At 69.5% G+C, this 11,427-nt stretch carries 13 protein-coding genes; 7 read left to right on the top strand and 6 right to left on the bottom strand.

Going from position 1 to position 11,427, the window contains the following annotated elements; all coding sequences use genetic code 11:
• Nucleotides 1-388 precede the first annotated feature (388 nt).
• Entirely contained in the window at nt 389-712 is a 324-nt protein-coding gene (locus tag CCS01_RS03660) for an EF-hand domain-containing protein (RefSeq protein WP_104517470.1), read from the top strand.
• Nucleotides 713-723: 11 nt separating this feature from the next.
• On the opposite strand, the gene CCS01_RS03655 is transcribed toward CCS01_RS03660, so the two are convergent.
• Nucleotides 724-1,554: a formate/nitrite transporter family protein gene (locus tag CCS01_RS03655; protein ID WP_104517469.1), complete on the bottom strand. Its 831-nt coding sequence runs from the start codon at nt 1,552-1,554 to the stop codon at nt 724-726.
• Nucleotides 1,555-1,693: 139 nt separating this feature from the next.
• On the opposite strand from CCS01_RS03655, the gene CCS01_RS03650 reads away from it, so the two are divergent.
• Together CCS01_RS03650 and CCS01_RS03645 are read left to right on the top strand one after the other, a co-directional pair.
• The gene (locus CCS01_RS03650) at nt 1,694-3,241 is read left to right on the top strand and encodes an acyl--CoA ligase (protein ID WP_104517468.1); all 1,548 of its coding nucleotides are present in this window, start codon (nt 1,694-1,696) and stop codon (nt 3,239-3,241) included.
• A complete protein-coding gene (locus CCS01_RS03645; RefSeq protein WP_104517467.1) occupies nt 3,238-4,212 on the top strand; it encodes a 2-dehydropantoate 2-reductase in 975 nt (324 codons plus the stop codon). The genes CCS01_RS03650 and CCS01_RS03645 overlap by 4 nt, the downstream gene beginning before the upstream one ends.
• A gap of 47 nt (nt 4,213-4,259) precedes the next feature.
• On the opposite strand, the gene CCS01_RS03640 is transcribed toward CCS01_RS03645, so the two are convergent.
• From CCS01_RS03640 to CCS01_RS03630, 3 genes are all read right to left on the bottom strand, one after another.
• Nucleotides 4,260-4,820 carry a hypothetical protein gene (locus tag CCS01_RS03640; RefSeq protein ID WP_104517466.1) on the bottom strand — a complete coding sequence of 187 codons (561 nt, stop codon included), beginning with the start codon at nt 4,818-4,820 and terminating at the stop codon, nt 4,260-4,262.
• 99 nt (nt 4,821-4,919) lie between these two features.
• Nucleotides 4,920-5,120, bottom strand: coding sequence for a type II toxin-antitoxin system RelE/ParE family toxin (locus CCS01_RS03635; RefSeq protein WP_104517465.1), 201 nt, complete (start codon nt 5,118-5,120; stop codon nt 4,920-4,922).
• Between the two features lie 120 nt (nt 5,121-5,240).
• Entirely contained in the window at nt 5,241-5,498 is a 258-nt protein-coding gene (locus CCS01_RS03630; RefSeq protein WP_104517464.1) for a ribbon-helix-helix domain-containing protein, read from the bottom strand.
• A gap of 96 nt (nt 5,499-5,594) precedes the next feature.
• Between CCS01_RS03630 and CCS01_RS34970 the strand changes: the two genes are divergently transcribed.
• Together CCS01_RS34970 and CCS01_RS03620 are read left to right on the top strand one after the other, a co-directional pair.
• Nucleotides 5,595-6,245, top strand: a complete 651-nt coding sequence (locus CCS01_RS34970) for a DEAD/DEAH box helicase family protein (protein WP_104517463.1) — start codon at nt 5,595-5,597, stop codon at nt 6,243-6,245.
• 340 nt (nt 6,246-6,585) lie between these two features.
• Nucleotides 6,586-7,527, top strand: a complete 942-nt coding sequence (locus CCS01_RS03620) for a hypothetical protein (RefSeq protein WP_104517462.1) — start codon at nt 6,586-6,588, stop codon at nt 7,525-7,527.
• 476 nt (nt 7,528-8,003) lie between these two features.
• Here CCS01_RS03620 and CCS01_RS03615 read toward each other — a convergent pair whose 3' ends face one another.
• Together CCS01_RS03615 and CCS01_RS33455 are read right to left on the bottom strand one after the other, a co-directional pair.
• A complete protein-coding gene (locus CCS01_RS03615; protein ID WP_158258212.1) occupies nt 8,004-8,606 on the bottom strand; it encodes a DUF4123 domain-containing protein in 603 nt (200 codons plus the stop codon).
• Nucleotides 8,599-9,453 (bottom strand): hypothetical protein, encoded by an 855-nt coding sequence (locus CCS01_RS33455; RefSeq protein WP_158258211.1) that lies wholly within the window; start codon nt 9,451-9,453, stop codon nt 8,599-8,601. The genes CCS01_RS03615 and CCS01_RS33455 overlap by 8 nt, the downstream gene beginning before the upstream one ends.
• 159 nt (nt 9,454-9,612) lie before the next feature.
• Here CCS01_RS33455 and CCS01_RS03610 point away from each other — a divergent pair, with 159 nt between their 5' ends.
• Nucleotides 9,613-10,659 (top strand): hypothetical protein, encoded by a 1,047-nt coding sequence (locus CCS01_RS03610; RefSeq protein ID WP_204848130.1) that lies wholly within the window; start codon nt 9,613-9,615, stop codon nt 10,657-10,659.
• A 15-nt stretch (nt 10,660-10,674) separates the two neighbouring features.
• Nucleotides 10,675-11,418, top strand: coding sequence for an SDR family NAD(P)-dependent oxidoreductase (locus CCS01_RS03605; RefSeq protein WP_104517460.1), 744 nt, complete (start codon nt 10,675-10,677; stop codon nt 11,416-11,418).
• Nucleotides 11,419-11,427 lie beyond the last annotated feature (9 nt).

Below are 11,427 nucleotides of genomic sequence, written 5' to 3'. Positions count from 1 at the left end.
TCGAGGCCTTCATCGCCTACTTCAACCGCACCCTCGCCAAGCCGTTCAAGTGGACCATGACCGGCAAGCCGCTCGCTGCGTGAGCGGCCGTCGAAATGGGGTTCGTTCTTCCGGCGAGGTGTACTAGTCTTGCCTGGTCCCCACTCAGACCAGGAAGACCCCCATGCGTGGCCTTTTCAGCATCGTGCTTGTTCCCGGATTGTCGCTGTCCGTCCTTGCCCTGCCGGCTGCCGCCGCCGACGGCGCGCCGGCCGCCTCGGCCGCCGCCCCGGCGGCTCCAGCCGGCCAGTCTGCGGCCCAGTCTGCGGCCCAGTCTGCGGCCCAGTCTGCGGCCCAGTCTGCGGCCCAGTCTGCGGCCCAGTCTGCGGCCCAGGCGGCTCCGGCGGCGGTGAAGCCGCATGTCCGCCGGAAATGGGAGGAACACTTCGCCCAGGCCAACAAGGCGCATGACGGCCACCTGACCCTGGAGGAAGCCAAGGCCGGCTATCCGACGATTGCCCGGCATTTCCACAGCATCGACGTGGACGGCAAAGGCTTTGTCACCGTGGACGATGTCCGGGCCTGGCACGCGCTGCGCCGGGCGACCGCGCATCTGCACCAGACGTCCGACGACGGACTGCGGCCGCGCAACGCCTTCCAGCGCACCTACCCTGACGAGCCCCCGAAGCCGCAGAACACCAGCACCACGACCCAGGTATCCGCCCGGCCATAGCGCCCGCGGCGTCAATCGGCCGGATTGAGCCGTCCGGCCAGCGGCGCGTGGTTCAGCAGCGCGGCCAGGATGGTGCCGCCGGCGACGTTGCCGAGCAGCGTCGGCAGCAGGAAACGGCTGACGTAATCGCCGAACGCCGCCGCGCCGGTGATCACGCCGAACGCCGCCTCGACCGAGCCGGCGATGATGTGCGGGAACTGGCAGATCGCGATCACATAGGTCAGCAGGATGATGATCAGCGGCCGGCTTGGCCCGGCGCCGGGCAACAGCCAGACCATCAGGCCGATCAGCCAGCCGGCCGAGCCACCGGTCAGCACGGTGTGCCAGAACGAGCCGACCATTGTATGGGCTGACAGCTCGGCCATGGCCGTTCGTGTCGCCCCGGGGAAAACGTCGGGCACGGCGGAGATCCCGGCGAACACCCAGGTCGCGCCCAGGTTGGCCAGCAGGACGATGGTCCAGACCCGCAGGGTCAGCAGGATGGTCCGCCGGTTGCGCCGGGTCAGGGCGGGGATCAGCGCGGTCAGCGTGGTCTCGGTGAACAGTTGCTGGCGGATGACGATCAGGAAGCCGACCGAGTAGCCGAACCCGGCTACCAGGACGCGCCAGGGCGTATCCGGCAGGCGGGCCTGCAGCTCGGCCTGCACCAGGAAGGAAAAGCCGATCGACAGGCCGGCGGCGACGCCGGACCAGGCGAGGCCGCCGAACGAGCGTTCCAGTTCCTCCTCGCCCTGGTCGCGGACGATCTCGTGGATGACCAGCGCGCCGATGGGCGCGCCGGCGGCCGCCTGGCGGCGTTCCTTCTTGTCGAGGTGTGGGGATTCTTCGCCGGCGTCGGCCATGGTGGCTCCCAGGATTGTGCGGGGGCCTAACGTCGTCGGCGGGCGCGGGTCGCATCACATCGTCCGCTGGGCGAAGCTTGCCAGCCGGGATGGTTTTCGGGACGATCCCGGCGCAACGGCGTCTTTTCCGGAGGATCGCATGACCGAGTACCCCGCCGACACGGTGACCGCATTGCTGCGCAAGGGGGCCAGCGATGCCCCCGCCATCGGCGCGCCCGGCCGCCCCCGGGACCGTGCATGGCTGACGCATGGCGGCCTGCGGAACCTGGTGCGGCTGACGGTGGCGGACCTGAACACGATGGGCATCGGCCGCAACGACCGGGTGGCGCTGGTGCTGCCGAACGGGCCGGAGGCCGCGTCCAGCTTCGTCGCCATCGCCTGCGGGGCGACCACGGCGCCGCTGAACCCGGCCTACAAGGCCGAGGAGTTCAGCTTCTACCTGACCGACCTGCAGGCCAAGGCGCTGGTGGTCCTGGCGGGCATGGAGACCTCGGCGCGCGCGGTCGCGGCGGACCTGGGCGTTCCGGTCGTGGACCTGGTGCCCGACGCGGACGGGCCGGCCGGCGCGTTCACCCTGAAGCCGCCGCCGGGCCTGTCCGGCCTCGCGGCGCATCCCGGCGAGGCCGAGGCGCAGGATGTCGCGCTGGTGCTGCATACCTCCGGCACCACCTCGCGGCCGAAGATCGTGCCGCTGCGGCATGTCAACATCACCGCCTCGGCCTACCACATCGCCGAGACGCTGGCGCTGACGCCGGACGACGTCTGCCTGAACATCATGCCGCTGTTCCACATCCACGGGCTGATCGCGGCGACGCTCAGCAGCCTGGCGGCCGGCGCGGCGGTGTGCTGCTCGCCCGGGTTCAACGCGTTCCGCTTCTTCACCTGGTTCAGCGAGGCGCGGCCGACGTGGTACACCGCGGTGCCGACGATGCACCAGGCCATCCTGGAGCTGGCGCCGCGCAACCGGGAGGCGATCGAGGCCGGGCGGCTGCGGTTTGTCCGCTCCTCCTCCTCGTCGATGCCAGGGCCGGTGATGACGGCGATCGAGAAGGCGTTCGGCGTGCCGCTGATCGAGGCGTACGGCATGACCGAGGCGTCGCACCAGATGGCCTCCAACCCGCTGCCGCCGCGGCCGCGCTATCCGGGGTGCGTTGGGGTGGCTGCGGGGCCGGAGATCGCCATCATGGACCAGGAGGGCGCATTGCTGCCGCCCGGCGCCCTGGGCGAGGTGGTGATCCGCGGCCGCAACGTCACCGCCGGGTATGAGAACAATCCCGCCGCCAATGCGTCCGCCTTCACCAACGGCTGGTTCCGCACCGGCGACCAGGGCGTGCTGGACGAAGCCGGCTACCTGCGCCTGACCGGGCGGCTGAAGGAGCTGATCAACCGCGGCGGGGAAAAGATCAGCCCGCTGGAGGTGGACGAGGTGCTGTCGGATCATCCCGCCGTCGCGCAATGCCTGACTTTCGGCATGCCGCACGCCAAGCTGGGCGAGGAGGTCGCCGCGGCGGTGGTGCTGCGTCCCGGGGTGACCGTGCGCGACACCGACCTGCGCGACTTCTGCGCCGGGCGGCTGGCGGCGTTCAAGGTGCCGCGCAAGATCGTCTTCCTGGCCGAGATCCCGAAGGGCGCCACCGGCAAGCTGCAGCGCATCGGCCTGGCGGAGAAGCTGGGGCTGACCGCATGAAGGTCGCGATCTTCGGCGCCGGGGCCATCGGCGGGTTCCTCGGCGTGAAGCTGGCGCAGGCGGGCGTGGACGTGACGTTCATCGCCCGTGGCCCGCATCTGGCGGCGATGCAGGCGAACGGAGTGACGCTTCGCTCGGAAGGCGAAAGCGTGACGGTGCATCCGCGCTGCCTGGCCTCGGCCGAGGAAGCCGGCGTGCACGACTATGTCGTGGTGACGCTGAAGGCGCACGGGCTGCCGGGGGCGGCGCCTGCGATCGCGGCGATGCTGGGACCGGACAGTGCGGTGGTGACCGGGATCAACGGCATTCCGTACTGGTATTTCTATGGCCTCGACAGCCCGTACCGCGACCGGGTGGTGGAAAGCGTCGATCCCGGCGGGCGGCTGTGGCCGGTGCTGCATCCCTCCCGCGCCATCGGCTGCGTCGTCTATCCGGCGGCGGAGGTCGTCGAGCCGGGGGTGATCGAGCACAGCTACGGCGACCGCTTCACCCTGGGCGAGCCGGACGGGTCACGCAGCGCCCGCGTCGAGGCGTTCTCCCGCGCGCTGATCGCCGCCGGGCTGAAGGCGCCGGTGCGGCCGCGGATCCGCGACGAGCTGTGGGTGAAGCTGTGGGGCAACCTGGCGTTCAACCCGGTCTCGGCGCTGACGACGGCCACCCTGGACCGCCTCATCGCCGACGACGAACTGCGGGCCTTGTGCCGCGGCATGATGCTGGAGGCGAAGGCGGTGGCCGAGGCGCTGGGCGTGCGCTTCGGCATCGACGTGGACAAGCGCATCGCCGGCGCCGCGGAGGTCGGCGCGCACCGCACCTCCATGCTGCAGGATCTTGAACGCGGGCGGCCTATGGAGATCGACGCACTGCTGGGCGCGGTGGTGGAACTGGGCGGGGTGGTCGGGCAGGCGATGCCGCTGTGCCGATCGGTGCTGGCGCTGGTGCGGGAGCGGGCGCGCCAGGCGGGGTGTTACTGACCGGGTGCTAATGGCCGGGTGTATTGGCCGGGTGTATTGGCCGGGTGCTACTGAGCCGCGACCAGCATCGCCCCGCCGCTGTGGGCGGCGGCCGCCGAGGCACGCTGCGCAAGACGGTCCTGCTCCTGCTGCCGGCGCTGCGCCTTCTCCGCCTGGCGCTCCAGCGCCCGGCGCTGCTGGCGTGACAGAACCGGCTGGGTGCGGGCGAAACCGGCAAGATCGGCGGGCTCCAGGCTGGCGGGCAGGTCGAGGGCGGCTTCGGCTGGTTCCTCGGCCTGGGGGTGTTCGCGCAGGGCTTCCAGCGCCTGCTCGTTCTGCAGGGCGGCGCGGTTCAGGGCGTTGGCGTTGCCGCGCAGGCGCAGCACCTGGTTTGCGGTGAGCTCGCTGTTGAGCGAGCGGCTGAGCGCGTCGAGGGCGCCGAAGCTGAAGGCGATGGCCAGCGCGGCGTGACGCAGTTCGCGGTCGGTGCGGGGGTCGTAGGTTTCCAGCATGGCACGGGCGGCCTCCCGCGCCGCGGCGGCGTCGCCGGCGACGTCGAGGAAGAGCGGGGCGAGGAAGGCGAGGACTTTCTCCAGGATCACGGCGGTGATGGCGGGTGCGCGGTGCATGGCGGTGGGTCCGTTGATGTCCGTGTGGTCTCCTGGTGGTCTTCTATTCTTAGTTGTGGGGAAAAGCAAGAACAAATTGCAGCCAGATTTCAGAGGCGCTTAATTCGGTTCGAACCGTGGGCGAAGAAGCGCCTTGGTTATCCGTCGTCGTCCATGGACGATGCGCAGCACCGTGACGGCATCGATGGTCATCGTGTGACGGTAGAGCACGATGTAGGGATCTACGATGCCGATACGAACATCCTTGCCGAGAGGCCGGCCGCGGCGCTCCGCTGGCTGGAAAGAGTTCGAGACAATCATAAAGGTGTTCAAACAAGCCGGCATATTTCGCTGCGACCTGCGAACCGGCCTTGTCGGCAAGATCGATCAGAATGTCTCGCGTATCAGACGCGGCCGCCGGCGCGATGATGATGCGGGTCATCAGTCCTTGAACGACGCAAGCAGGGCCTTAATTCGGGACTGGTGCTCCTCACGGGTCAGAACCTCGCCGCGCTCGACCTGGGCCAGGGCTTCATCGACAAGCGGCTTCGCCCAGGCCAGATCGTCTTCCTCGATGGAAAGCTCGGCGATCCGCTCATCGATCAGCTGGCGCACCGCCTGCTCGACCGAGGCGAACTCACCGCTCGCGATCCGGGCGTTGATCCATTCCTGCTGGTCGGGAGTCAGGGTGATCGACATGAGGATACGCTACACCGGAAAAGACGGCAGAGGCAAAAGCGAATAGTCTCGCAATAGAATCTTGGCCGATCAACCGTAGCGTGTCATGATCGGCGCGTGCCACGACCAGTCATAGACAACCCGATCCTCAATTCGCCCTTTCTTGCCCCGGAACGACACTGGGTGCTGGACGAAAACGGCGTGCCGACCGGCATCCATGCCGAGGGCCGGCGCAGCAGCGCGTTCATCGTGCCGGTGCCGCCGAGCAAGCACAAGCAGGCGGACCAGGGCAGCCTCGACCTGGACGACAGCTGGGGCACCCCCATCTCGAACGACTACATCAACGAAGTACGGTCGAAAGTCGCCGCCTGGCGGAGCCTCGGCGATGCCGGCCTGGACAGGACCGTCACCCCGGTGACCGCACGCCTGTTGCGCTACTGGCGCGATCCCGACCGGCAGCGGCGGTTGTTCTTTTGCCAGATCGAAGCCGCGGAGACCGCGATCTGGCTGGCCGAAGTGGCGCCAAAGCTGGAACTCGACCGGCTGCGCACGCTGAACGCCGAGGCCAATCCCGGCCTGCTGCGCATCGCCTTCAAGCTGGCCACCGGCGCCGGCAAGACCACCGTCATGGCGATGCTGATCGCCTGGCAGACGCTGAACGCCGCCCGGAAGAAGCGGGGCTCCTCCCGCTTCACCGATGCCTTCCTGGTCATCGCCCCCGGCATCACCGTGCGCGATCGGCTGCGCCTCGTGGCGGAGCAGACATAGAAAGGGGGATCGGCGAATCGATCCCCTTCTGTTACAACCGAAGCACTTCAAACAGATGGACTATGGCGAGACATCCGTAACCAATGGTGAGACAGCCATAGGCAACAGTCAGAAGCACGACGTTCGCTGTTTCCATAAATCAACCTTACCTATCTGGGTCCGGCCGCTTTTGGACCCCGCCCGGCGGGGAAGCGAGCGATTCGCATATAATAGTTTATCAACGCAGTCTAACCGGGTGCAAGCATTACGTGAACGTGGTGATGGCAGGTGGGACGGTGGCAGGTGGGGAGAGTGCGCCAACACCCTTGACCCCCCGGTTTTCCTGCCAAGAACGTTCTCGGTGCGCGTCACCGGCCCGTTCACGGTGGAAAGCCTCTCGCCCCACCGCGTGCTGCCGACCGACGCCGAGGACACGGCGATCCTGGAGGCGCTGGCCGCCGAAACCGGCGAACCCCTGCCGCCGCGCCACAAGTTGCGCACGAAACCGGACGGCGTGCCGGACTCCGGCAGCGACTTCGTCACCGCCGTGCTCGACAATCTGGCGAAGGCCGGGGTGCAGAACACGAAAAAGAAGGAACGCCTGACCTTCGCCACCATCCGCCCCTGGCCCGGCCAGGGCACCGTCGCGGCCGAGGCGACGTACGAGGAAGCCGGCCAGCCGCGCCGCGCCGCCATCGTCATTGGCCCGGAATACGGCACCGTCGGCCAGGAACTGGTGCGCGCGGCGGCGCGGGACTGCCGCGACTGGGCCGACGCCCTAATCGTCTGCGGTTTCGCCTTCGATCCGCAGGTCGGCGAAACCACCATGAATCTCGGGCGGCTGACCGTGCTGAAGGCGCGCATGAGCCAGGAACTGCACGCGGCGGATGCCTACAAGGCCGGCGGCGGCAACCTGTTCGTGGTGTTCGGCGAGCCGGACATCACGCTGGACCGCGACGCCGCCGGCTTGTGCGTGGTGCGGCTGCTCGGCGTGGATATCTTCGACCCGACGACCGGGGAGGTCCGCAGCTCCGGCCGGGTGCAGGACGACGTCGCCTGCTGGTTCATCGACACCGACTACGACGGCGACAGCTTCTTCGTCCGCCACGCCTATTTCCTCGGCGGCAAGGACCCGTTCGAGAAGCTGAAAGCGGCGCTGAAGGCGGATGTGGATCAGGACGCCTGGGCCAGCCTGTACCGCACGGAAAGCCGCCCCTTCGCGCCGCCGAAGCAGGGGCGCGTGGCGGTGAAGGTGATCAACCACTACGGCGACGAGGCGATGCGGGTGTTCAAGGTGGCCTGACGGCGGGTTCCAGGTCCGCCAGGCTCACGCCGGTATCACTATATCACCAGGGGCCCGGTCCGATGACCGATCCCTGCGGGCGAATCGTCCCGCTTTGATCGCGCCAGGGGCCGCAGTGTGAGCAAGGCTTGCCTCCGGTGAAGCGGCTGGCCTGGCACGGGCTGCCATGTTCGCACGGCTGCCATTTGCGTTCATTTGCGGTTCCCCAATCCGGCACTCTCAACCAGCCATGGCACGACGGCCGGCGCTCAGGCCGGGACGCAGCGTGAATGTTATTACCACGGAATAATAGGAACCGCAAATGAACGCAAATGAATGCAAATACGCGACGGTTCCGCCGGCCCGGTCCGGGCACGCAGGCTGGCCGGCAGGAACCGGTCGTGGCGGCGCAACACAACATGGGTCATCGGTCCGGGCCGTTGGTGTAATATGTGCCGGTCCGCTTCCCGCGCCCGGGCCGGCCCTCGCCCTGCGGGCTACCCGGCAATGGCGTGCGTCGCCGTCACCAGCGCCGCACCCTCCAGATGGAACGCATCCAGCCGCGCGCCGTCCTGCGCCGGCACCAGGAACCGGCTGACGGCGGTGCCGAACATCGCCTTCAGTTGCCCGGCGTCGCAGGTCGGCAGGAACACGCCCAGGACCCGCGGGTCGTAGAAGCGGAACAGCAGGCGCCTGTTGTCCTCGGTCTGCACTGTCGTCAGGCGGCGGAAATGGTCGCGCAGCGTGCTGACCGAGACCAGGGACCAGACGAAAATCCCCCAGTGGTCGCCCCAGCCCTCGTGCCACAGCCAGTCGAAGACCCGGTCCGAAATCCCCAGGCTGACCAGATAGGGCGCCACCGAGGCGAGTTCCCGCGCCGCCTCGCCCTGGTACAGGCAGACCACGTCCTCGGTTGCCGCCAGCCGCCGCAGGGCCGGATAGATCCGCTCGTCCCGCGCCGTGTCGATGATGGCATGGAGATAGGCCTGCCGTGGTGGGGCCGCTTGCGCCGGAAGGTTCCACAGCACCCGGATCGCGCGCTCGCGGGCCGCCGGGTCGCGCCGAAGTGCGTCAAAGGACGCGGTGATGGAATCAGCCATTGGCGGGTGCCCCGGCCTGCCCGGCCGCGCTGGCGGCGGCCAGGGCCGCGGCCGCCCTGGCGCATTCCTCGCAGAACGGCGTGCCGTCCCTGGCCGCCGCCTGCAACGTCTGCCCCTGGGGCGGCAACACGGCCGGCGCCGCGGACAGCGCAGGCTGGGTGGGCGGCGGGGAGGCTGGGGACACCGGGGCCTGTCGCGGCGGCGGCGGCGACACAGTAACGGGAACGCCCGGCCCGTGCCGCTCCAGCCATTGGACCTGCAGCCGCCAGTCCAGGATTCTGTCCGGCCTGGCATGGCGGCGGGTGGCGACCAGAACGAGGCGGCGCGTGGCCAGCAGCGGCGCCAGCGCCCGGGCCGGATTGCCCCCGTCCCAGGGCGGCACGCTGGCCGGATCCGGCGTGCCGTCGGCCGCCAGCGCCGCATAGGCCTGCTGGAACGCGGCGACGGCCGGCTTCGCGACAAGCGCATGGCGCAGGAACGTATCCGCCACCGCCCCGGAGGAGAACACAACGGCCGAGTAATCATCCCATGCCGTCGGCTGGACCGGGTCGAAAACCAGCGCCGCGGTATCCGGAACGGTCCGGGCGACGGGCAGGATTCCGGTGGCAATCAGGCCGGCGGCGGCATCGAGGAAATCGTCCGGATACCACCAGTTGCAAGGCGGCAGGCCAGGCCGGCCGGTCAGTTCCTCGGCCAGGGCCTGCATCAGCCAGGCGCGGCCGGGAAGCTGGTCAAGGAAGTAACGAGCCCGGACGGCGTCGTGGCCGAACCGCTCGTGCGGGAATGGCGCAGCCACGGCGGCGGGGCGGACGGACCGGACGAACAGGCGCGTATCGATCAGCAGCATGCCCGGTGTATAGGCCAGGACGTTTCTTTAGGAAACCGGGTCCCGGATCATTGCGGCCGCGCACGACAACAGCAGGCGCGCGGATGGCCGGCCGCGTGACTCCGCGTCCGTCCCGTGCTTGGCTGGGCCCGACGTCCAGGCAACAACAGGCGAGCGCCGGTGCACCTGACTTCCAAGACCCACGACGCCGAGGACATCTTCGCCGTCCAGGAACTCTACCACGCCAACGGCTGGACCGACGGCCTGCCGATCGTGCCGCCGACGCGGGACGCGGTGGCGGCGTGCCTGGACTGGGCGATGACGCCGCCCGAGCAGCTTATCGGCGTCGAGCCGGTGCGTGCGCAGGCGGTGACGGCGGAGAAGCTGGCGATCAACGCGGTGATGGCCGGCTGCCTGCCGATGCATTTCCCGGTGGTGCTGACGGCGTTCGAGGCGATGCTGGACGAAAGGTTCCTGCTGCACGGCGCGACGGCGAGCACCGGCGGCTGCGCGGTGTTCGTCGTGCTGAACGGGCCGATCCGGCGGGAGATCGGGGCGAGCGGGGGGTTCAACGCGCTGGGGAACGCCAGCCGCGCCACCGCCGTGATTGGCCGGGCGCTGCGGCTCGCGTTGATCAACATCCTGGACGTGCGGCCCGGCCAGATCGACCGCTCGACGCTCGGGCATCCGGGCAAGGTCACCTACTGCGTCGCCGAGGATGAGGAGGACTCCACCTGGCTGCCGCTGGCGCAGGCTCGCGGGGTGCCGCCGGGGGCCGCGGCGGTGACGGTGATGGCGGCCGGCGCGCCGCGGCAGATCATGAACGAGTGGACGACCGAGCCGCGGGAGATCCTGGAGACGTTCGCCGCCGAGATGCGCGCCAATTTGCGGCATTACTCGCTGCACGCCGGCAACTACGCGATCGTCGTGCCGAAGCAGTTGCGCGAGCACCTGCAGCGCGCTGGCTGGAGCAAGGCCGACGTCGCCGATTTCATCCATGAGCGGGCGCGGATTCCGCGGCGGGAGTGGGCCGATGTCGGCAAGGGCGCGGTGGTGCGGGATCGCGGCGACAGCATCTATCCGGCGCTGGAATCGCCCGGGCACCTGCTGGTGGTCGCCGCCGGCGGCCCGGCGGGCGGGTTCGGCGCGGTGATCCCGCCGTGGCTCGGGCACAAGAGCCAGGCGGTGACGCGGGCCATCGGCGCCTGCGTCGACTGCGCTCCGTAAGCAGGGAGGAACCCAATGGATCGTCTGAAGGGACGAAAAATCATCGTCACCGGCGGCGCCTCGGGCATCGGCGCCGCGACGGCGCGGCTGTTCCGGCAGGAAGGCGCGGCGGTGGCGGTGCTGGACCGCAGCGAGGCGGACGCGGCTGCCGTGGCGCGGGGCTGCGGCGCCGTCGCGGTGGCGGCGGACGTGTCGGACGCGGTGGCGGTGCCGCGGGCGGTCGCCGCGGCGGCCGAGGCGATGGGCGGGCTGGATGGCGTGGTCAACGCCGCCGGCATTTTCTCGCCCGCCGGCATTGCCGACACGACGCCGGAGCTGTTCTCGCGCACCCTGGCGGTGAACGTGCTGGGCACCTTCCTGGTGATCCAGGCGGCGGCGGCGCTGTTGCTTGCGGCCGGGCGGGCGACGATCGTGAATATCGGGTCGGGGGTCGGGATCATGCCGACGGGGCCGGGGAGCACCGCCTATGTCGCCTCCAAGGGCGGGGTGATCGCGATGACCAAGGCGATCGCGCAGGAACTGGCGCCGGCGATCCGGGTGAACGTGGTCTGCCCGGGGGCGGTGGACACGCCGATGACGCAGGGGTTCCTGCGGGCGGCCTCGGGCGCGGTCGATCCGGCGATCGCCGGGCGGTATGCGCTGAAGCGGGCGGCGACGGCGGAGGAACTGGCGGCGGCGATCCTGTTCCTGACGTCGGATGAGTCGTCGTTCGTGACCGGGATCACGCTGCCGGTGGATGGCGGCCGGACATTTCATTGATGCGGGGCC

This window comes from Rhodopila globiformis (assembly GCF_002937115.1).
Lineage (GTDB): Bacteria > Pseudomonadota > Alphaproteobacteria > Acetobacterales > Acetobacteraceae > Rhodopila > Rhodopila globiformis.
Note: the sequence above shows the minus strand (reverse complement) of the source record. Positions and strands in the feature narration are given on the sequence as shown.

Bases quoted from the DNA above. Each gene is read 5' to 3' on its own strand.
- CCS01_RS03615 (WP_158258212.1), bottom strand. From the start codon at position 8,606: ATGGCTGATTCCATCACCGCGTCCTTTGACGCACTTCGGCGCGACCCG.
- CCS01_RS03645 (WP_104517467.1), top strand. From the start codon at position 3,238: ATGAAGGTCGCGATCTTCGGCGCCGGGGCCATCGGCGGGTTCCTCGGC.
- CCS01_RS03630 (WP_104517464.1), bottom strand. From the start codon at position 5,498: ATGTCGATCACCCTGACTCCCGACCAGCAGGAATGGATCAACGCCCGG.
- CCS01_RS03655 (WP_104517469.1), bottom strand. From the start codon at position 1,554: ATGGCCGACGCCGGCGAAGAATCCCCACACCTCGACAAGAAGGAACGC.
- CCS01_RS03635 (WP_104517465.1), bottom strand. From the start codon at position 5,120: ATGATTGTCTCGAACTCTTTCCAGCCAGCGGAGCGCCGCGGCCGGCCT.
- CCS01_RS33455 (WP_158258211.1), bottom strand. From the start codon at position 9,453: ATGCTGCTGATCGATACGCGCCTGTTCGTCCGGTCCGTCCGCCCCGCC.
- CCS01_RS03640 (WP_104517466.1), bottom strand. From the start codon at position 4,820: ATGCACCGCGCACCCGCCATCACCGCCGTGATCCTGGAGAAAGTCCTC.
- CCS01_RS03650 (WP_104517468.1), top strand. From the start codon at position 1,694: ATGACCGAGTACCCCGCCGACACGGTGACCGCATTGCTGCGCAAGGGG.
- CCS01_RS03605 (WP_104517460.1), top strand. From the start codon at position 10,675: ATGGATCGTCTGAAGGGACGAAAAATCATCGTCACCGGCGGCGCCTCG.